14 protein-coding genes are annotated in these 19,967 nt (G+C 73.7%); 4 read left to right on the forward strand and 10 right to left on the reverse strand.

All coding sequences use genetic code 11. The features are described from left to right. Window positions 1–19: 19 nt before the first annotated feature. Together ACZ573_RS33915 and ACZ573_RS33920 are read left to right on the forward strand one after the other, a co-directional pair. Window positions 20–3,319, forward strand: coding sequence for a DUF4082 domain-containing protein (locus tag ACZ573_RS33915; RefSeq protein WP_471311967.1), 3,300 nt, complete (start codon window positions 20–22; stop codon window positions 3,317–3,319). Beyond that, entirely contained in the window at window positions 3,316–4,365 is a 1,050-nt protein-coding gene (locus ACZ573_RS33920; protein WP_471311970.1) for a glycosyltransferase family 2 protein, read from the forward strand. The genes ACZ573_RS33915 and ACZ573_RS33920 overlap by 4 nt, the downstream gene beginning before the upstream one ends. Window positions 4,366–4,382: 17 nt before the next feature. On the opposite strand, the gene ACZ573_RS33925 is transcribed toward ACZ573_RS33920, so the two are convergent. Continuing rightward, on the reverse strand, window positions 4,383–5,081 hold the full coding sequence (locus ACZ573_RS33925) for a Wzz/FepE/Etk N-terminal domain-containing protein (protein WP_471311973.1): 699 nt from the start codon (window positions 5,079–5,081) through the stop codon (window positions 4,383–4,385). An 80-nt stretch (window positions 5,082–5,161) separates the two neighbouring features. On the opposite strand from ACZ573_RS33925, the gene ACZ573_RS33930 reads away from it, so the two are divergent. Then, the gene (locus tag ACZ573_RS33930) at window positions 5,162–7,177 is read left to right on the forward strand and encodes an O-antigen ligase family protein (RefSeq protein ID WP_471311976.1); all 2,016 of its coding nucleotides are present in this window, start codon (window positions 5,162–5,164) and stop codon (window positions 7,175–7,177) included. Then, window positions 7,123–8,094: a glycosyltransferase gene (locus tag ACZ573_RS33935; RefSeq protein ID WP_471311978.1), complete on the forward strand. Its 972-nt coding sequence runs from the start codon at window positions 7,123–7,125 to the stop codon at window positions 8,092–8,094. The genes ACZ573_RS33930 and ACZ573_RS33935 overlap by 55 nt, the downstream gene beginning before the upstream one ends. A 53-nt stretch (window positions 8,095–8,147) precedes the next feature. On the opposite strand, the gene ACZ573_RS33940 is transcribed toward ACZ573_RS33935, so the two are convergent. The 9 genes from ACZ573_RS33940 to wecB form a co-directional block, all read right to left on the reverse strand. Next, window positions 8,148–11,018 (reverse strand): bpX6 domain-containing protein, encoded by a 2,871-nt coding sequence (locus ACZ573_RS33940; RefSeq protein ID WP_471311981.1) that lies wholly within the window; start codon window positions 11,016–11,018, stop codon window positions 8,148–8,150. Next, window positions 11,015–12,718: a hypothetical protein gene (locus ACZ573_RS33945; RefSeq protein ID WP_471311983.1), complete on the reverse strand. Its 1,704-nt coding sequence runs from the start codon at window positions 12,716–12,718 to the stop codon at window positions 11,015–11,017. Before ACZ573_RS33945 ends, ACZ573_RS33940 begins: the two co-directional genes overlap by 4 nt. Window positions 12,719–12,878: 160 nt before the next feature. Continuing rightward, complete coding sequence (locus ACZ573_RS33950) at window positions 12,879–13,409, reverse strand: bpX5 domain-containing protein (protein WP_471311985.1); 531 nt, start codon at window positions 13,407–13,409, stop codon at window positions 12,879–12,881. Further along, the gene (locus tag ACZ573_RS33955) at window positions 13,406–14,623 is read right to left on the reverse strand and encodes an AAA family ATPase (RefSeq protein WP_471311988.1); all 1,218 of its coding nucleotides are present in this window, start codon (window positions 14,621–14,623) and stop codon (window positions 13,406–13,408) included. Before ACZ573_RS33955 ends, ACZ573_RS33950 begins: the two co-directional genes overlap by 4 nt. Before the next feature lie 56 nt (window positions 14,624–14,679). Further along, entirely contained in the window at window positions 14,680–15,477 is a 798-nt protein-coding gene (locus ACZ573_RS33960) for a glycosyltransferase family 2 protein (protein ID WP_471311990.1), read from the reverse strand. Between the two features lie 22 nt (window positions 15,478–15,499). Beyond that, window positions 15,500–16,564: a hypothetical protein gene (locus tag ACZ573_RS33965; protein WP_471311993.1), complete on the reverse strand. Its 1,065-nt coding sequence runs from the start codon at window positions 16,562–16,564 to the stop codon at window positions 15,500–15,502. A 6-nt stretch (window positions 16,565–16,570) separates the two neighbouring features. Further along, a complete protein-coding gene (locus tag ACZ573_RS33970) occupies window positions 16,571–18,025 on the reverse strand; it encodes an oligosaccharide flippase family protein (protein WP_471311995.1) in 1,455 nt (484 codons plus the stop codon). Continuing rightward, window positions 18,022–18,801 carry a YveK family protein gene (locus ACZ573_RS33975; RefSeq protein WP_471311998.1) on the reverse strand — a complete coding sequence of 260 codons (780 nt, stop codon included), beginning with the start codon at window positions 18,799–18,801 and terminating at the stop codon, window positions 18,022–18,024. The genes ACZ573_RS33970 and ACZ573_RS33975 overlap by 4 nt, the downstream gene beginning before the upstream one ends. Window positions 18,802–18,823: 22 nt before the next feature. Beyond that, complete coding sequence (wecB, locus tag ACZ573_RS33980; protein ID WP_471312000.1) at window positions 18,824–19,966, reverse strand: non-hydrolyzing UDP-N-acetylglucosamine 2-epimerase; 1,143 nt, start codon at window positions 19,964–19,966, stop codon at window positions 18,824–18,826. Window position 19,967 lies beyond the last annotated feature (1 nt).

Below are 19,967 nucleotides of genomic sequence, written 5' to 3' on the forward strand. Positions count from 1 at the left end.
CGCAAACAATGAGGTCCAGATGAACAGACGGACAAGGTTGCTCCGTTACGGTCTCTTCACCGTGATCGCGGCCTTGACGGCCACGGTCCTGCCACCGGCGACGGTGGCCGGTGCGGCCGATCCCTGCGGTCCCACCACGAACGCGATCGTGTGCGAGAACTCCAAGCCGGGCACGCCGATGGAGGAGTGGTTCGCACCCAGCGCGTACGGCGACATCAAGGGCTTCCCGGCCCAGACGAGTGTCCAGGCCGGCGAAACCGTGCAGTTCAAGATCCAGTCGCCGACTCCGTACAAGGTCTCGGTCTACCGCCTCGGCCACTACGGCGGCGCCGGGGCCCGCCTGCTGTCGACCGCGGCCCAGGTGGCCCAGACGTACCCGGCGAACTTCGCGCCGGGCGGCAACCCGGCGGCCTGCGCCAAGAAGGCCGCAACCGGCCTGGTCGACTGCGGGAACTGGCCCGTCACCGCGACGTGGACCGTGCCGGCCGACGCCGTGTCCGGGCTCTACGTCGTCAACTTCGACCAGGCGGACGGCAACGGTGTGATGCCGTACCCGTTCGTCGTGCGCAACGACTCCAGCCACTCCGACATCGTCGTGCAGACCAGCGACGAGACCTGGCAGGCGTACAACAACTACGGCGGCCAGGACCTGTACGACGGCGGCGGCCCCGCCCCGGACGGGCGGGCGTACGAGGTCAGCTACAACCGGCCCATGGACATCGGCGGGGACAACGGGATCTACGGGTCCGAGTTCCAGATGGTCTCCTGGCTGGAGCGCAACGGCTACGACGTGAGCTACATGTCCGGCATCGACATGTCGGTCCGCGGCGGGACGCTGCTGCAGAACCACAAGGTCTTCATGTCCTCCGGGCACGACGAGTACTGGACCCAGGAACAGTTCACGAACGCGCTGAACGCGCGCCGGGCCGGGGTCCACCAGACGTACTTCAGCGGCAACGAGGTCTTCTGGAAGACCCGCCTGGCGCCGAGCATCGACGGCGCCGGCACCGCCAACCGGACCCTGGTCTCGTACAAGGAGACCAAGCTGTCCTTCCCCCAGCCGAACGGCATCCCCGACCCGAGCGGGATCTGGACGGGCACCTTCATGGACCCGGCCGGCGCCACGAACGGCCGGCCCTTCCAGCCGCAGAACCAGCTGACGGGCTCGATGTTCAGCGTCAACGGCTACCGCAGTGACGCGATCACGGTGCCCGGCACCTTCGCCAAGCAGCGGCTGTGGCGCAACACCACGGTCGCGAACCTCACCCCCTCGCAGACCGCCACCTTCCCCACGGGCACCCTCGGCTACGAGTGGGACAGCGACGTGGAGAACGCCAGCCGGCCGGCCGGGCAGATCACGATGTCCTCCACCACGGTGGACATCGAGGACGGCAAGCTCCTCAAGGACTACGGCAACACCTACGGGAACGGCACCGCGACGCACAGCCTGGTGGCCTTCCGCGACCAGACCTCGCACGCGCTGGTGTTCGGCGCGGGCACGGTGCAGTGGTCCTGGGGCCTGACCAACATGCCCACGGGCAACCCGGACGACGCCGTGGTCACCGCGGACAAGCGGATGCAGCAGGCCACGGTGAACGTCTTCGCCGACATGGGCGTCCAGCCCAAGTCCCTGCAGAGCGATCTGGTCGCCTCCACCGCGTCCACGGACACCGTGGGCCCGGCCGTGACGGTGACCAGCCCGGCGGCGAACGCCACCGTACCGGCGCTGCGGCCCGTGACCATCACGGGCACGGCCGCCGACACCGGCGGCGGCGTGGTCGCCCGGGTGGAGGTCTCCACCGACGGCGGCACGACCTGGAAGGCGACCACGGGTCTCGGCTCGTGGAGCTACAAGTGGACCCCGACCGTTCCGGGCGCCGCGCAGATCAAGGTGCGCGCGGTGGACGACAGCGTCAACATCGGCGTGACCACCACGGTGCCGCTGACCGTGGGGCCCCAGCAGTGCCCCTGCACCGTGTGGCCCGCCGCGGCCGTGCCGGGCACGGTGAACGCCGGTGACGGCAGCGCCGTCGAGCTCGGCGTCAAGATCCGCTCCTCGGTCGCCGGTTCGATCACCGGCGTCCGCTTCTACAAGTCCCCCGCCAACACCGGCACCCATACCGGCAGCCTCTGGAGCAGCTCCGGCCAGCGCCTGGCCACCGGTACCTTCACCAACGAGACGGCCTCCGGCTGGCAGCAGCTGAACTTCGCCACGCCGGTCCCGGTCAAGGCGAACACCACCTACGTCGCCTCCTACTTCGCCCCGCACGGCGGGTACTCCTTCGACAACACCTTCGCCGCGGGCGATGCGGGCCTGGCCCCGCTCACCGCGCTCAAGAGCGGCACCGACGGCGGCAACGGCGTCTACCGCTACAGCGGCACGGGCGGGTTCCCGTCCACCGCCTCGTCCGGCAGCAACTACTGGGTGGACGCGGTCCTGGACACCTCCACGGCGAGCACGACCCCGCCCACCGTGACCGCCACCTCGCCGCAGTCCGCGGCGACCGGCACCCAGATCACGGCCGCCGTGTCGGCCACCTTCAGCAACGCCGTCGACGCGGACACCCTGGTGTTCTCCGTCAAGGACTCCGGCGGCGCGACCGTCCCGGGTACCAAGGTGCTGGGCGCGTCGAACAGCGCGACCTTCACCCCGTCCTCCGAACTGGCCCTGAACTCCACGTACACGGCGTCCGTCCAGGCCTCCGACCTGTGGGGCAACGCGATGGCCGCGCCGGTCACGTGGAACTTCACCACGAGCGCGAGCCCGCCGACCGTGAACTGCCCCTGCACCCTGTGGAACGCAGCCGCGACGCCGAGCACCGCCAACGTGGGTGACGACGCCAACTCCGTCGAACTGGGCACCCGTTTCCAGTCCGCGGTGAACGGCTACGTCACCGGTGTCACCTTCTACAAGGGCCCCGGCAACACGGGTACGCACACCGGCAGCCTGTGGTCCGCCTCCGGCACCCTGCTCGCCACCGGCACCTTCGGCAGCGAGACCGTGTCCGGCTGGCAGCAGCTGCAGTTCGCCACGCCGGTGCAGATCACCGCGGGCACCACGTACGTGGCCTCCTACCACGCGCCGAACGGCAACTACTCGGTGGACGGCGGCTACTTCACCGGCGCGCACCGCTCGTATCCGCTGGTGGCCCCGGCCGACACGGCCGGCAGCGCCAACGGGCTCTACAAGTACGGGGCGGCCACCGCCTTCCCGACGAACACCTTCGGCTCGGTGAACTACTGGGTCGGCCCGGTCTTCACCACCACCGCACCGGCCGCCGCGCAGTCCGGGCTGTCCACGGAGGTGAGCGGGCAGTGAGCACGGTCAGCGTGGTGATCCCCTGCTACAAGTACGGCCACTTCCTGGCGGACTGCGTCAAGAGCGTGCTGGACGAGCAGGAGGGCGTCGACGTGCGGGTGCTGATCATCGACGACGCCTCGCCCGACGACTCCGCGGAGGTCGCCCGCGCGCTGGCGGCCACCGACCCGCGGATCGAGGTACGGGTCCACGAGAGCAACAAGGGCCACATCGCCACCTACAACGAGGGCCTGCTGGAGTGGGCCGACGGGGACTACGTCGCACTGCTGTCGGCGGACGACCGGCTGGTCCCCGGAGCCCTGGTACGCGCCGCCGCACTGCTCGACGCGCACCCGGAGGCGGGCTTCTGCTACGGCAGGCCGCTGCGCTTCCAGCACGGCGGACCGCTGCCCGCGGCCCGCACCCGCAGCACCGGATCGGTGGTCTACCCCGGACGGTGGTGGCTGGACCGGCGGTTCCGGGAGGGCACCGGGTGCATCACCTCACCCGAGGTGGTGGTCCGCACCAGTCTCCAGCGCAAGGTCGGGGGCTACGATCCGGAGCTGCCGCACGCCGGCGACATCGAGATGTGGATGCGGCTCGCGGCGCACGCCGACGTGGGCTACATCCGCGGGGCCGACCAGGCCTTCTACCGGGTCCACGGCAACAACATGTCCACCACGGACTTCGGCGGGCAGCTCGACGACCTGCGCCAGCGCCTGGTCGCCTTCGACTCGGTGCTCGACAAGTGCTCCGGGCTGCTGCCGGGGGCCGACCGGCTGGCGCTGGCGGCGCGCACCCGGCTCGCCCGGTACGCGCTGCGGCGCGCCTACCGGGCGTACGACCGGGGACGCACCGCGGTGGTACCGGTCGACGAGCTCGTGGAGTTCGCGGCGGAGTGCCTGCCGGAGGACTACACGAAGCTGGCCGAGTACCGGGCGCTGCTCAGGCGGCGGCGCATCGGGGCGCGCACCATGCCGTACCTGCAGCCGCTCGTGCTCTCGGCCGTGGCCGACCGGGGGCGCGAGTGGCTGTGGTGGCGGTCCTGGAAGCGTCGAGGGATTTGATGACTCGAACGCTGTGTTCAGCGGGCCGCCCCGGCGAGGGCGGCCCGCTCGGGCTCTTCGGCCCGGACCACCGGACCGGCGTCGGCCCCGTGCCGCTGCCGGCGCCGGCTCCGGCGTGTCAGGAGCCGATCGGTCCACAGGGCCACCGCCACACCGCCGACCCCGCCCAGCAGGGCCGCCCCGGCGAGGCCCCGGCTCTTGTTGCCGCTCTGCACCACCGCGGTGGGCGGCACCAGGAGCGTCACGCTCATCCGCGCGGACTCCGGGACCCCCTGCTGCGTCTGCATGTCCGTCAGGTGCTGCGTGTAGATCTCGATGATCTTCCGGACCGCCGTGTCGGCGGCGGCCGGCTCGGCCTGCTCCGCCTGGACCTGGAGCGAGGGGATCAGATAGCGCGGGGTGACGCTGGTCCCGCTGTTGCGCGGGATCAGCCGGTACGTGCCGCGCACCCCCGCGGCACGCAGCTCCTCGGCCCCTTCGGGCGAGTCCAGCTGCTGCACGGCCGCGTAGGAGACGGCGGCGAGCGGCGGTTGCAAGTTGGCCAGCTGGTTGGGCTGGTTGTCCGTCACCGGCGGCTTGAGCACGACGATCGCCGTGCTCAGGTACGTCTGTGTGGGGTGCAGCACTTGCACGGCTCCGGCGGCCGCGAGCACCGCCGCCACGATCAGGACGTACCAGCGCCGACGCAGCGCACGGATCAACTCACCAGGCGACACAGGGATTCCTTCCGTTGTGACCGATCTTTCCAGGACACGGGTAGGTCCGCCATCAATTGCGCTGTGCTCGGGGGGTGTTCATGAGCATCGGTGAGATCCTCGCGGTGCTCCGGCGCCGCTGGTACGTGATGGTGCCGCTGACGCTGATCAGTCTGCTCGCGGGGGCGCACCTCTACCGTTCGGTGCCGGTGGCCTATCAGTCGCAGAGCTCGGTGGCGCTGCTCGACTCGACAGCGGTGGCCGAACTGGCCCCCGCCTTCGGCAATCCCATCGCGAACGCCGGCGGTTCGCTGGTGGTCACCGCGGACGTGCTGATCAGGACGCTGTCGGGGACGGACGCGGCGCGGGACCTGCAGGGCATCGGGGTGACCGATCCCTACACGGTCGGGTTCGCCGCGAACACCTCGGGGCCGATGCTCACGCTGACCGTCACGGGGACCGACCGGGCGAACGTGCTGGAGGAGACCAACAAGCTGACCGCCTTCGCCGGGGAGACGCTCAACGCGCTCCAGGCGGCGGCCAAGGTCAAGCCCGCGTACATGGTGCAGACGGCCCCCGTGGTGCTGCCGCAGACCCCGGTGCCGCAGATGAAGAGCCGTTACCAGCAGGTGCTGGGCGTCGTCATCGTGGGCACCACCGCCGCCTTCGTGCTCTCCTTCCTGACGGACAGCCTGCTGGCGGCGATCCGCCGCAGGCGCGCGGCCGCGGCCGCGCCGGCCCGGGGGCGCGGCCGCCGCAAGCCGTGGGGGCGGCAGCTGGACGCGACCGCCCTGCTGAGCTGTTATCTGGCCCTGGCCTTCTTCGTCCCGTCGAACCTGACCCTGCCCGGTATGGGCGGGGTGGGCACCCCGGCCAACGTGTTCGCGCTGCTGTGCCTGTTCTGGTACCTGGCGGCGTGGATCACCGGCCGGATCCGGCCCGCCCCCGGCACCCGGCTGCCGCGGGTGGTGATGTGCCTGCTGGCCTTCTCGGTGCTGGGCTCGTACCTCGCGAACGCGATGCGCGGCAGCTCGCACAAGGAGGTCCTCGCCGCGGACCGCGGGCTGATCGGGCTGCTCGTCTGGGTGTCGCTGGTGGTACTGGTGTCCGCGGGGATCCAGGACCGCGAACGCCTGGACGTCCTGCTGCGCCGGGCCGTGGTGATGGGGTCGGTGGTGGCCGCCATCGGCTTCTACGACTTCTTCACCGCGACGAACATCGCCGACAGCATCAGCATCCCGGGCCTGCAGTCCAGCGTCGCCCAGATCACCACCCTGGACCGGGGTTCGTTCACCCGGCCGCGGTCCACGACGGCGCAGCCCCTGGAGTTCGGCGGGATGCTCGCCATCATGCTGCCCTTCGCCGTGCAGCAGGCCTTCGATCCGGTACGGCGCCACCTGCGCGCGTGGCGCCGCTGGGGACCGGTGGTCCTGATGGGCGGGGCGCTGCCGCTGACGGTGTCGCGCACCTCCATCATCGGGGCGCTCATCGTGATCACGGTGATGGTGCTGCGCTGGAAGCCGGAGCGCAGATGGGCCGCGATCGGTCTGCTGATGGGCTCGGTGGCCTGCTTCAAGGTGATCATTCCCGGGCTGATCGGCACCATCACCGCGCTCTTCGCCTCGTTCCTGACGAACTCCGACAGCAGCACCCAGGCCCGTACGGTCAAGTACAGCGCGATCGTCCCCTATCTCAGCGAACGGCCGCTGTTCGGGCGGGGCTTCGGGACCTTCCTGCCCGAACTGTTCTTCTTCACCGACAACCAGTACATGCTCACCCTGGCGGAGATGGGCCTCGTGGGGGTGATCGCGCTCCTGGTCCTGCTGTTCACCGGAATCCACCAGGGCGGTGCCATCCGCAGGCTGGCCCGCACCGAGTCGGACCGGGAACTGGGGCAGGCGTTCTTCGCCTCCGCCCTGGTCTCCCTCGTCATCGCCGCCACCTTCGACGCCCTCAGCTTCCCGATGTTCGCCGGCGTGTTCTTCCTGACGATCGCCGCCGGAGGCAGCTACCTCGGGTTCATCCGGCGCTCGGCGCCGGAGCCCGCAACCGTGGAGTCCCCATGCAGTCCATCCAGCCAGCAGCCCGCCGACCGGAGCCGGGTGCCGGCCCTGTAGCGGTCCTCGTCGTCACCTGGAACAGCGCCGGGGTGCTCCCGGAGTTCCTCGCGTCGCTGCCCGAGGGCATGGCCGGGCTCGACTGGCGCCTGGTCGTCGCCGACAACGACTCGGCCGACGGCACCGTGGAGCTGATCCGCTCCCTGGCGCCGGACGCGACGGTCGTCCAGACCGGCCGCAACGCCGGCTACGCGGCCGGGGTGAACGCCGCCCTCGGGGCCGCAGCCGCGTGGGAGGGCGGCTTCCGGGCGGCCCTGGTCTGCAATCCGGATGTCCGGATGCGCCGCGGCTGCGCCAAGGTGCTGGTGGACGCGCTGGGCACGGACGCGCCCGGCGGCGGCCGGGTCGGGATCAGCGTCCCGCTGCTGTACGAGGAGGACGGCCGTACGCTGCTGCTCTCGCTGCGCCGCGAGTCGCGGGTGACCCGGGCGCTCGGCGAGGCGGTGCTGGGCAATCGCCGGGCCGGGCGGTTCCCGCGCTGGAGCGAGATGGTGACCGATCCGTCCGCGTACGAGCGGGCCACGGTCGCGGACTGGGCGACGGGCGCTCTGATGGCCCTGTCCTGGGAGTGCCTGGAGGCGTGCGGGGTCTGGGACGAGTCCTTCTTCCTGTACTCGGAGGAGACCGAGTACTGCCTGCGGGCCCGGGACCTCGGCTTCGTGACCCGGCTGGAGCCCACGGCCACGGCCACCCATCTGGGCGGGGACTCGCAGGTGTCGCCCCGGCTGTGGACCCTGCTGACGCTCAACCGGGTCCGGCTCTACGGGCGCCGGAACGGGCCGGCGGCGACCGCCGCGTTCCGGGCGGCCGTGCTGCTGCGGGAGACCTCCCGCGCGGTGCTCGGGCGGCCCGCGAGTCTGGCGGCCGCGAAGGCCCTGGCCAGCCCGTCCGCGCTGCGGGCCACGCCCGGGCCGTGACACGGCGCCGGACCGGCGCGCCCTCGCCCTCGTCCTCGTCCCTGTTCCCGTCCTCAGTCGGCCGTGACGCGCAGGTTGGCCAGCAGGGTGGCTCCGTCGGGGGTGGTGGCGAGGACGCGGCCGGAGCGGTGCCAGTGGGTGACCGCGTCGGCGTGACGGCGAAGGCCCGGGGCCTGGGTGTCGGCCTGGGGGAAGAACACGGTCGCGGTGGGCGCGGAGCCCGCGCCCGCGCCCGTGTGAAGGAGGACTCCGCTGCCGTCGGGTCCGGGCACCGCGAGCGTCCAGTGGTCGCCGTCGGCGATCGGGCCGTGCGGCGCGACGCCTTCGATGCCCGGGCGGGCGCCGGGGCGGGCGATCGGGCTCTCGGTGGTCCAGTGCAGGTCGGTCCTGCCCGGTGACCCGTCCTCCGGTTGCGGGTCGACGGTGAGCAGGCTGCCGGAGGCGAGCACCGCGAAGCGGCCGGGGTGGAACGCCTCCGGCCGGGTGCGGGAGCGCAGCTCCCAGCCGGGCAGGTCCCACCGCCAGAGCTCGACGGCCTGCGTGCCGTCGGGAAGCGGCGACACCACGACACCCGTGCATCCGGCGGGGGTGCGGGCGAGCCGGCCGACCAGCCGCTCGCCGCCGCCGAGTTCGCGCCAGACCACGGTGGGCCGGGGCGCGAGGGTGTCCAGCACCGTGATGCCGTCGTCGCCGGCCGTGATCAGGTGCCGGCCGTCGAAGGAGGGGACGATCTGCCGCGAACGCAGCGTCGTCCAGCGCCGGACCGAGCGGGTGGCGAGGTCGAGCCGGGAGACTTCCCGGACCTGCCCGTAGCCCGCCACGAGCATCGCGACGCCTCCGTGGTCGGCCAGCACCAGCTGGTCGGCGGGCACGTCCCAGCGGGCCTTGGTCCGGCCGTCGGCGGTGAGCAGCCGGACGCCCGCCTGGCCGCAGGCGACCAGGACGGCACCGGAGCCGAGCAGTGCCGCGTCCAGCACCGGCAGCGTGCCGGACCGGTCGGCGGCGGTGTGCGTGCTGAGGTGCGCCGCGGGGGCCGTGCGGCTCGGCCTGGCCAGGTCGGCGGCGACCAGCGGGTCGGCGCGCTTGAGCAGCCGCTGGTGGCGGGCTCCCGCGTCCCGGTCGCCGAGCGTGCCGCCGAAACCGCCGTCCCGGACGACCGCCCGGGCCGCCGCGGTGGCCAGTTCACGGTCCTGGGCCGGGTCGGCGGCCGGGATTTCCGCCAGTGCGGCGGCCAGCGCCGACCGCCCGGTGGTGGCCGGGTGCCCGTCGCTTTCGAGGACGGCCAGGGCGAGCGCCCGGGTCGACCCTCCGGCGCCGAGCGCCAGCAGGTACGGCAGCGCCCGGCTCCGGGTCGGCCCGCCGAGCGCGACCGCGTCGCGCAGGTCGCGGACGGCCGACGGCCGCAGCGACTCGTCCGCCCAGAGCACCTCGGCGGCGCCCAGCCGGTCGCCGGACTCCCGGCAGTGGGCGGCCCAGGCGACACGCAGCTCACGGGCGGACGCCGGGTCGTCGGCCGCGAGGCGCTCGACGGCCGGGGCGAAGGCGGCCCTGCGGTAGGCCGTCCGGACGGCGCGCTCGCGCTCGCCGGCCTGCCACCAGAGCCGGACCACGAGGTCCGCGCCGAGGTCGCGGCCCTCTGCCAGCTCGGCGGCCTGCGCGGTGCGCCGGTGCCGCACCAGCAACGCGACGGCCTCGGCCGGGGCGTCCCGAAGATCGGCAAGGACGAATGCGGCCTCGTCGATCCGTCCCGCGCGCTCCAGGTCCTCGGCGGCGCGCTGGTAGAGGGCGGCGAGGTGCTCGTGCACCGTGCGTCCGGACAGCGGGGAGGCGGCGCCGGAACCGCCGGTACGGGGCGTGGGGCGCAGGGCGCCCTCGTAGCGGCGGGGCAATCCGAGGGCCAGCCAGGGCTTCTGCCCGGCCGACCGGTCGCCCGTGAGCCGGATCGCGTCGCGCAGCGCGTCCTCCCAGCGGCGCTGCTCGAAGGCCCTGGTCAGCTCGCGCAGGTAGCGGGCGTGCCGACCCTGGATCAGCGGGCCCGCCGTACGCATCGCCAGGCGCGCCAGGAGCGCGTCGAACAGCGGGCGGCGGGCGCGACCGCGCGGCCGGCCGTGCTCCGGTTCGGAGGGGGCGGCGCCGACGCCGGCGCCGGCGCCGGAACCTTCCGGGCCCGGTGCGGCGCCGCTGTTGCGCTGACGGAAGCGGGCGGCTGCCGGGCCCGCGGCGAACGCGAGCAGCAGCACGGCGACGTGGAAGGCGCTGCCCTGCGACGCGACGACGACGAGGAGGGGCAGCACCACGAGGAGAACGACAACGGCCAAGGCGAGCGGGCCGGTCAGGGAAGACGGACGCGGACGCGGACGCCCCGCGAACGGCGCCCCCCGGCGACGGGCACCGGCCGGGGCGTCCTCGGTGAGCCGCCGGGCCCGCTCCGTCCGGGGCGCGATGCCGGCGGCCGCGCGCAGGTCGGGCCTCGGTTGCTGCGGCAGGGACTCCACGACGGGTTCGGCCTCGGGCTCGGTGGCGCCGACCGGTCGAGGGCGGTGGAGCGTGAGCCCGGACAGGTCGAGCCACCGGGCCGGGTCCAGCTCCGCCAGTTCTGCGATCTGATGAATGACCGTCACTCCACCTGCGCCCACCGCGAGGTGCCCGGGGGCCGCTGCGGTGGCGTCGGCTCCGACGGTGGCCGGTGCGCTGCCGTCCGTCCGCACGACGGGCAGCCCAGGAGCCCGGTCGGAGCGGATCTCCACAGGTTCGGCCAGCATGAACAGCCATTTTCCGTCGGGCAGTTGCCGCAGATCGGCACCGTCCCGCCAGGAGGTCATGACGCGCTGGGCGGCCTCGGCCGGGCCGATCACGGGCACGTCGAGGACGAACCCGGTGGCCGTGACGGTGGCGCGGAACGCCGCGCCCTGGGTGGCGCTCACTCGGTGTCCCCGATCAAGAAGTGGATCCCGGCGGTGTTGGCGTCGCCGACCACGATCCGGCCCGGCCGGGTCTCGGCGGCGATCAGCGGCAGGGAAGAGTGCACGGCCGGCGGCCCGGAGCCGCCGGAAAAGCGGGGCAGGGTCCGCACACCGTCGGCGCGCACGCTGCGCACCACGAAGCCGCTGCGGCTGACGGTGATCAGCGCGGGCCTCCCCTCGTCGTGGACGAGGCCGATCACGTCGGCGTTCTCGCGGAAGGAGATGCGGCTCTCGTCCCCCGACCTGGTCCGCACCTGCCAGGTCCGGCCGTCCTGCGACCAGGCCTGGGAGCCGCCGCCGTGCAGGAAGTGGCGGGCGTCGCGGGCCGCCTCGTGAAGCGGTTGGCTGTCGAGCAGCCGCGGCTCGCGGAACCGGTTGAAGTGCGGCCGGTCGTGCGCTCCCCGGCCGAGCGCGCCGTCCTCGGCGACGCTGCCGTCCGGGCCGATCCGCCACCAGCGGCCGGCCAGCGGCAGCAGCAGGTCGGCACCGGCACGCAGCAGCGGCAGGACCGGGCGGGCGAACAGTTCCTCCGGCACGGCATCGTCGCGGCCGACCCCGAAGGCGGCGAGGTCGGCGGTGTACCCGCCGCGCTCGCCGAGCGGCCGGCCACTGACGTACGGGACGAGCTCGCCGCCCCGGACGTACAGGGCGATCAGACGCCGGCCGGTCCGGCCGGCGGCGAGCACCGGCCCGGGCAGGTCGTGGCGGCGCGCCCGGACGGTGGTGGTGATGCGGGAGTCACCGTTCGGCAGGTTGGCGGCGAACAGGGTGGTGGCCCGCCGGCCCCGGGCAAGCAGGGTGCGGGCGTCGGTGGTGAAGGCGGGCAGCGCCCAGCCGGCCGCTCCCCCGGCGTCGTCGGCCGGCAGTCCGACGGTGACGGGATCGGGCCGGCGGAACTCCGCCCCGCGCAGTGCCCGTACGGCGATCTCACCTGCTGGCAGGGGGAGTTCGGCCGTCGCTCCGTCGAGCCGGACGACGGCGTGGCCGGCGCCGTCGGCGGACCAGCGGGTGGGCTCGCTCGTCAGGACCATGGAGCGCGCCGGGAGCCGTTCGGCGAGGCGCGGCGAGGTCAGCAGCCAGGCCTGGTCGGCGGCGTCCAGGCCGTCCAGCGCGTGCTGCACGTCCGCGGGTGTCGGGTCGACCGGCCGGCGTGCGGTCAGCCAGGCCGGAAGCAGCTCGGCGAGGTCTCCGGTGAGCCGGCGTCCGGTCGGGTCGCCGAGGACGACGACGACCAGCTCGGTGCCGCGCGCGGCCGCCCGCCGGTGCAGGACGAGGAGCGCGGCGAGCTGGACCAACCGGCCCGCGCCGGCCTGGGTGGGGCCGGTGTCGACCAGGGCGGCGGTCCTGCCGCGGACCGCCGGGGTGTGGAACTCGGGTGCGAGGTGGAGCAGTTCGCCGTCGACGAAGCGGCGCAGGAACTCGTCCGGGTACTCGTCGGCGAGCAGCCACTCGGACGGCAGCAACTGGTCCGGTCGGCCCGAGCGGGCGAGGCCGCCGAGGCCGTCGGGGTCGCCGACGACGTCGGCGACGGGCTCGCGCTCACCGACGAGGGCGTCCAGCCGGCGTAGCAACGGGCCGAAGGCGACAGCCAGTTCGGGGGTGATGGCCGAGAGGGTGCCGGCCCAGGGGGCGAGGGCGGAGGGCAGGCGGGCGGTCTTCATCGGCGGGCACTCCACGGAGAGGCGGCCGAGCCGCGGGGCGGCGGGGCGGAACCGGGAACGGATGCGCGGGTCGGTACGGGTGCCGGGCCGGCGGCCGGGGACGGCACGGCACACGGCCTCCCCGCGGCGGCCCGGCGGCGGGCAGGCTGCTGTGGCCGCGTCATCGGGTGCCGCCCCGGGAGCCGTCCGGGTCGGCGCCCGCCGGCCGGGTGAAGGCGTCCAGCGCGTCGGGGGAGGTGACCGGCGCGGGCACGTCGGCGACCAGCGCACGGCCCGGGACGAGGACGCACAGCTGGCCCTCGGCCGCGCCGACGGCCCGGCGCCAGAGCGGGGCGGCCGGCGCGGGACGGGCGGTGGTGGGGACCAGCAGGCCGGCGTCGCGGCCCAGGTAGCGGGCGCCGTCGGCCCACGGCAGGTCCCCCTCCGCGCCGAGGACGAGCAGCGCGCGGTCGGCGGCCGGCAGGCTCGGACCGTCGTCGGCGAGCACACGGAGGCGGGCACCGTCACGGATCCGCTCCAGGGCCGCCGCCGCCAGGCCGGGCACCGCGTCGCCCACCGCGAGGACGGCGGCGGCCGGGAGCGGGGGCTCACGGCGCTCCCACCGGAGCGGAAAGGACGGCGCGGGGGCGGGCGCAGGGGTGGGCGGAGGGGTGGGCGGAGGGGTGGGCGGAGACGGCTGGGCGGCGGTCACGAGGGTGCGACCGCCGCGACCAGCTCGGCACGTATCCCGGCCAGCGCGGCCGGCAGGTCGGCCGGCTCGAAACCCGCGTCGATCTCACGCAACGCGGCCTCCAGCCGCAGCCGCGAGTCACGTCCACCGGGGAGGGTCCTGTGCTCCGCGAGCAGGGCGGTGCCGGTGCGGGCCAGCCGCTCGGCGCGCGCGGCGGTGCTGCGGGACAGCTCTTCGGCGGCGTGCACCAGGCTGCGGTTGGCGGCCTTCTCCACCAGGTCGGCGAGGGTGTCGCGGGCCAGCGCCTGGGTGTCGGCGGTCGGGGCGATCAGCGGCAGCACCCACAGGTCACGCGCGGACGCGGTGGTCCGGCCGTCCAGCACGGCGGCGGCCGCGATCAGCTTCTGCGAGCGCACCGCCCGGCGGTCGCCGACCGGCACCCCGGCACCGCGCAGCCTGCGCAGCGCGGCAGCGACCAGCGGGGTGACCTCGTCGAGGTCGCAGGCGCGGGCGGCGGCGGAGAGACGGTCGACGGCGGCGAGCAGGCCGCCGGGGCCGGCCTGTGCCCCGGACGCGACGGCGGGGCGGCGGCCGGCCTCCAGCAGTTCCTCCAGCCGGGCGTCGGCCACCGGCTCGACGAACACGCGGGCGAGGAAGCGGTCCGCGAAGGCGGCCAGGGCGGGGTCGTCGGGCAGGTGGTTGGCGGCGCCGACGCAGACCCGCAGCGGGCTGTCGAGGACGGTGCGGCCGCGGCGGAAGACCCGTTCGTTGAGCAGTCCGAGGAGGGTGTTGAGCACGGCTGTGGATCCGAGGAACACCTCGTCCAGGAAGGCGATCTCGGCCTCGGGCAGCATCCCGGCCGTCTCGAACTCGACCCGGCCCTCGCGCAGGCCGCGCAGGTCGACGGGGCCGAACAGCTCGTTCGGTTCGGTGAACCGGCCGAGCAGGTACTCGAAGTAACGCCCGCCGAGCTGACCGGCGATCCGGCGTACGGCTTCGGACTTGGCGGTGCCCGGGGCGCCGACGACCAGGAGGTGCTCACCGGCGACCGCGCAGAGCGTGACCACCTCCGCGACCGTCTCACGGTCGATCAGGCCCCGGCCCGCGGCGGCCGTGGCGGCGCCGACCGACTCGGCATCCCCGGCGAGCGTGGACGCGGCCGGCGTGGACGTGGCCGGCGTGGACGTGGCGGGCGTGGCGGGGACGGTGGTCGGGGCGGTGCTGATCTCGGTCACGAGCACCGGAGTCTACGGGGGCCGAATCCGCGCCCACCAGCGGGTTTCCCTGCGGCTCAGGTGCCGTCCCAGCTGGTCCAGAAGCTGTCCGGGTTGACCAGGTAGCGGACGGTCGCCCGGGGCAGGTGGCGTACCTCGTGGCGGCGGGCGTACCGGCGGACCAGCTCCCAGTCCTCGCGGGGCAGCACCTCGGGGGTGCGGCGCAGCCGGCTGAAGTGAAGCGAGCGGTTGCGCCGCGCCACGAAGGCGTTGGTGTCCAGGAAGGCCTCGTGGGCGGCGCGGCGGCGGTCGAAGGGCACCGAGAGGACGTCCCGGTCGGTGCCGTCGGGCAGCACCCTGCGCAGGGCGGTGTAGACGGCGTCGGGCCCGTCGGGTGCCTCCAGCGTGGCCAGGGCCTGTTCCAGGTGGTCGGGCTCCCAGAGGTTGTCGTCGTCGAGGAAGGCCACGTAGCGCGACCTGGTCAGCCGGATCCCTACGTTGCGCACGACTCCGGCGGTCGCCGTGTTGCGGGCCAGGGAGACCGCGAACAGCCGTGGGTCGTCCGGCAGTTCCGGCAGGCCCGCGCCGTCGTCGACGACGATGACCACCTGGTCGGTGACCGTCTGGGCGAGGGCGGAGCGGACCGCCGCGCGCAGGGCGTCCGGGCGCCGGTGGGTGGGGACGACGGTGGCGACCAGGGCGGCCGGGGGCTCGCCCAGGACGGCGGCCAGGCGGTGGGTCTCGGCGTCCTCGAAGCGGCGCAGCCGCAGGGCGGTGGGGGCCAGCAGGACCTTGTTCCTGGCTTCGAAGAGCACCAGCCAGCCGAAGGTCCGTTTGAGCAGTTCCCAGGGGGCGCGCGCGATCCGGCGCATCATGTGCTGTCGGTCCTCTCGGTGGTCAGGAGGCGGGCGGGGGTTCGACGGGCCTGCCGTCGGACATGCGGTTGCCCTTCCACACGTTCCCCGCCCCGCCCGCGTTCCAGGCGGTGGCGGCGCCGTAGGCCCCGGCGGCCGGGTGGTACTGGGTGGAGAAGACGTTGTTCGTGACCTGGATGCCGGTGGCGCCCGGGCCGCCGCCGTAGAGGGCGTACGCTCCCCCGGCCAGCCAGTTGCCGTCGACGACGACGGAGGAGACCACTCCGGTGTCGGCGAACAGGCCGACGGCCGCGGTGGCGCCCCGGTCCACCGCGGTGGAGTTGAGCAGGGTGTTGCGGCGGACTGTCAGCCGGCCCTTGTTGCCGCCGCCGCTGATGACGGCGTCGGTGTGCTGCCATTCGCCGCCCTGGTTGCGGAACGCGACGATGTCGTGGACGTAGTTGTCGTGGAGATCGCCCTGCCCCATGGACAGGGCGTTGCCGAACACGGAGATGTCGCACCAGCCGACCTCGATCGAGCTGCCGCCCATGTTGGAGACCGCGTAGTTGACCCCTCCGTTGTCGGGGCCCTTGCCGGGTACGGCGGTGATCGTGGTGTGCAGGACCTTCAGTCCGCTGAAGCCGGGGCGCAGGTTGATCCCCCACCAGTTGGCCGAGGTGATCCGGCTGTCGATGACGGTGACGTCGTTGGCGTAGATGTCGAGGGACCCGCGGATGTCCCAGCCCTTGATGACGGTGCCGTCCTGCTTGACGGACATGTTCCCGGTGTCGTGGCGCTCCAGCTCGATGCGCGGGCCGGTGGTGCTCGCGTCGGGGAATCCGCAGGTGCCGGGCTCGGTGCAGGCGGGGGTGGTGGGCGGCGGTTCGCTCGCCGGCGGCGAGGCGGTCGGGGAGGGCGGGCCGGAGGTGGACGGCGAGGCCGGGGCCGGGGACGGGGGCGTGGCGGAGGGGGCGGCGGGCTCGGTGGCGCCGGGCGCGGCCGCGTGCTCGCTCACGCCGGTGCGGTCGGCCTGGTAGAGGGTGAGGACGACGGCGAGCACCACTCCGGCGAGCAGCCACGCCGTCAGGCGCCTTCGGTGCTGTGTCACAGCTGTCTAGCCTTTGAGTAAGGCGCGGCCGGGCAGGACGCACAGGACGTAGCAGAGGGTGCCGGCGGCTCCGGTCGCCAGGAGCGCGAGCACGCTGTCGCCCAGGTACCGCTCCAGTACGAGGAGTACGGCGGCCATCACCGCGCCGCCGAGCAGCGGCCAGGCGCAGGCCCGGGTGACGGTGCCCAGGCGGATGCCGCCGCGGTGCAGGGCGAGGAGGAACACCGGCACCACGACGGCCCCGGCGACCAGGACGTGGCCCTGGGCCACTCCGACGATCCCGCCGGTGCGGGCGCCGATCACGAGGGCCGGGATCAGGATGATCAGCCAGAGTCCCTGGACGCCGATGAGCGAGCGGCGCCGGCCGATGGCGACCAGGCAGTCGTAGGCGAGTTCGCAGCCGATGCGGACCAGGCCGAGCGCCATCAGCCAGGGCAGGGCCCGGGCGGCGGGCAGCCAGCGTTCACCGTAGATGAGCTCCACGACGGGGGCGGCGAGTGCGGCGAGCAGGACGCAGATCGGGACGGTGCCGGCCATCACGACGCCGAGGGCGCGGGCGAATCCGGCGGCGAGCGCTTGCGGCGTGTCGGCCAGCCGGGAGAAGCCGGCGAAGGAGACGCGGCGGGCCGCTTCGGAGATGATGCGCACGGGCCAGCCGGAGATGTTGAAGGCGAGCACGTAGAAGCCGAGGGCCAGCGGGTCCAGGGCCGAGCCCACCACCATCGTGTCCACGTTGACCACGCCGAGGGCGAGCATGCTGGCGCCGGCGAGCGGCAGTCCGAACTTCAGCAGCGCCCGGGCCTGTTCGCGGTCCCAGCCGAACTTCAGCGTGCCGGGAGCGGCGAGGCAGCAGCCGATGAGCGCGGCCACGTTGCCCACCACGGATCCCCAGGCGAAGCTCATGGCGCCCCAGCCCTCGACGGCGAGCAGCAGGGTCACCGCGGTGCTGAGGGCGAAGTTGAGCCCGTCGACGGCCATCCGCCTGCCCTGCGCGAACTCCCTGGTGAGGAAGCCGGCGGGGACCTGGGAGAGTCCGTCGAGGACCACGCACAGGCACATCACCCGCAGGACGCCGGAGGCCTCGGGCGAGCCGAGCACCCCGGCCACGGCGGGGGCGACCGCGAAGAGTACGGCGTACAGCAGGCAGCTGGAGGCGGCGCTGAGGGTGAGGACGGTCGGGGCGAAGCGGCGGGGGTCGCCCTCCCAGCGCACGATCGCGAGCGAGACGCCGAGTTCGTTGGCGGAGAGGAGGACCAGCAGGACCGTCTGGGCGATCCCGTACACGCCCCAGGCCTCGGGTCCGAGGAAGAACCGGGCCAGGACGATGCCGGTGGCGAAGTTGCCGAGGCGCATCACCACGGTGTTGATCAGGCTCCATTTGGCGGCGGAGCCGACCTTGCGCCCGAGCGAGGGCGCCGCCGCCGGGGTGGTGCTCGCGGTGTCCGCCGCGGGGCCGGTCACGGCGATCCGGCCGTACGGGAGCCGGCTGCGGCGGAGCCGGCCGGGTGGGCGACGGTCATGCGCAGGGTGGCCGTCGGGTCACCGGCGTCGGCGCCCTCGCCGCCCTCGCCGCCCTCGCCGCCCTCGCCGCCCTCGCCGCCCTCGCCGGGGGCGGGCCGGTGCTTGCCGGGCGACGCCCCCCGGCGCTTTCGGGCCTCCACGAAGAAGGTGGCCACCAGGCTGAGTACGAAGCCCAGCGCACCCGCCATGATCAGGAACTGGAGCCTGGCCTTGGTCTGGGCCTCCGGCTTCTGGGGAGGCACGATCGTGGCCATCCGGATCATGGCGTCGGGGGTCACCGACTGCTGGGTCTGGAACTCCAGCAGCCGCTTCTCGGCGTACTTGGTGAGGATCTCGTCCGACTTCAGCACGGCGGCCTGGTCGGTCCCGACGACGCTCAGCCACATGTAGGGGCCGAGCGCGTTGTCGGCGATCTTCGCCTCGTGCACTCCGGTGACGCCCAGGGACTTGAGGTCGGCCTTGGCGTCGTCGGAGTTGAGGTTGCGGGCCAGGCCGTCGGCCATGCCGGTGAGCGAGGCCTGCGTGCTCAGGAAGGGGTTGCCGTCGAAGGCCACCGTGGCCTTCTTCGAGTTCAGCAGTGTCACCGTGCTCTGCGACCGGTACTCCACCGGGACCAGCAGGTACACGGCGGCGGTGAGCGCCGCCGTGATCAGCAGTCCGGGCAGCAGGACGTACCAGCGCCTGCGCATGACCCGCCAGATCTCCGCGAGATCCATGGTCTTCCCCTTCGAATTGCGTTTACAGCACGTGCTGTCGATCGGTGGCCGCCCCGTGCGGCACGAGGTCGGTGGGGCGCGGCCTGGTGTGCGCGGGCGGTCCGTCGAGCAGGACCGCGGCGATGCGCTCGCTCGCCCGGCCGTCCCAGAGTTCGGGGCAACGCGGCGCGGGCGGATCGTCGAGGACCCGGTTCACGGTGGCCGTGATGCGCTCCGGGTCCGTGCCCGCCAGCACGTTCGTGCCCTCCTCCACGGTGATGGGGCGCTCGGTGTTCTCCCGCAGGGTCACGCAGGGCACCCCCAGGGCGGTGGTCTCCTCCTGGATGCCCCCGGAGTCGGTGAGCACCACGCGGGCGGAGTCCTGCAGGGCGATGAAGTCGAGGTATCCGGCGGCCGGGACCAGCCGGATGCCGCCGGGCACGCCCAGTTCGGCCAGCCGCTCGGCGGCCCGCGGGTGCACGGGCAGCAGCAGCGGGCAGCGGTCGGAGATCTCGCCCAGGGCCTTGAGCAGGCCGCGCAGCGCTCCGGGGTCGTCCACGTTGGCGGGCCGGTGCAGGGTGACCAGGCCGTATCCGCCGCGGGTGAGCCCGTACCGGTCCAGGACGTCCGACCGGCGGGCCCGCTCCAGGTTGGCGAGCAGGGTGTCGATCATGACGTTGCCGACGACGTGGATCTGGTCTTCCCGGTAGCCCTCCGCGCGCAGGTTCACGGCGGCGTCGGGCGAGGGCGCCAGCAGGTAGTCGCTGAGCCGGTCGGTGGCGACCCGGTTGACCTCCTCGGGCATGCTCCAGTCACGGCTGCGCAGCCCGGCCTCCACGTGGGCCAGCAGCGGGCCGGCCTTCGCGGTGACCAGGGCGCAGGCCAGGGTGGAGTTGATGTCGCCGACCACCACGACGGCGTCCGGGGCCAGTTCGTCCAGCAGTGGCTCGAAGGCGGCCATGACCCGCCCGGTCTGCTGGGCGTGGCTGCCGGATCCGGCGCCCAGGTAGCGGTCGGGCGGGCGGATGCCGAGGTCGCGGAAGAACACGTCGTTCATCGACTCGTCGTAGTGCTGCCCGGTGTGGACGAGGATCACCTCGGCGCCGCGGCGCTCCAGTGCGTCCATCACCGGTTTGATCTTCATGTAGTTGGGCCGGGCCCCGGCCACGCAGACGATCCTGGTCACG

This window comes from Streptomyces sp. NPDC040545, from assembly GCF_055595065.1.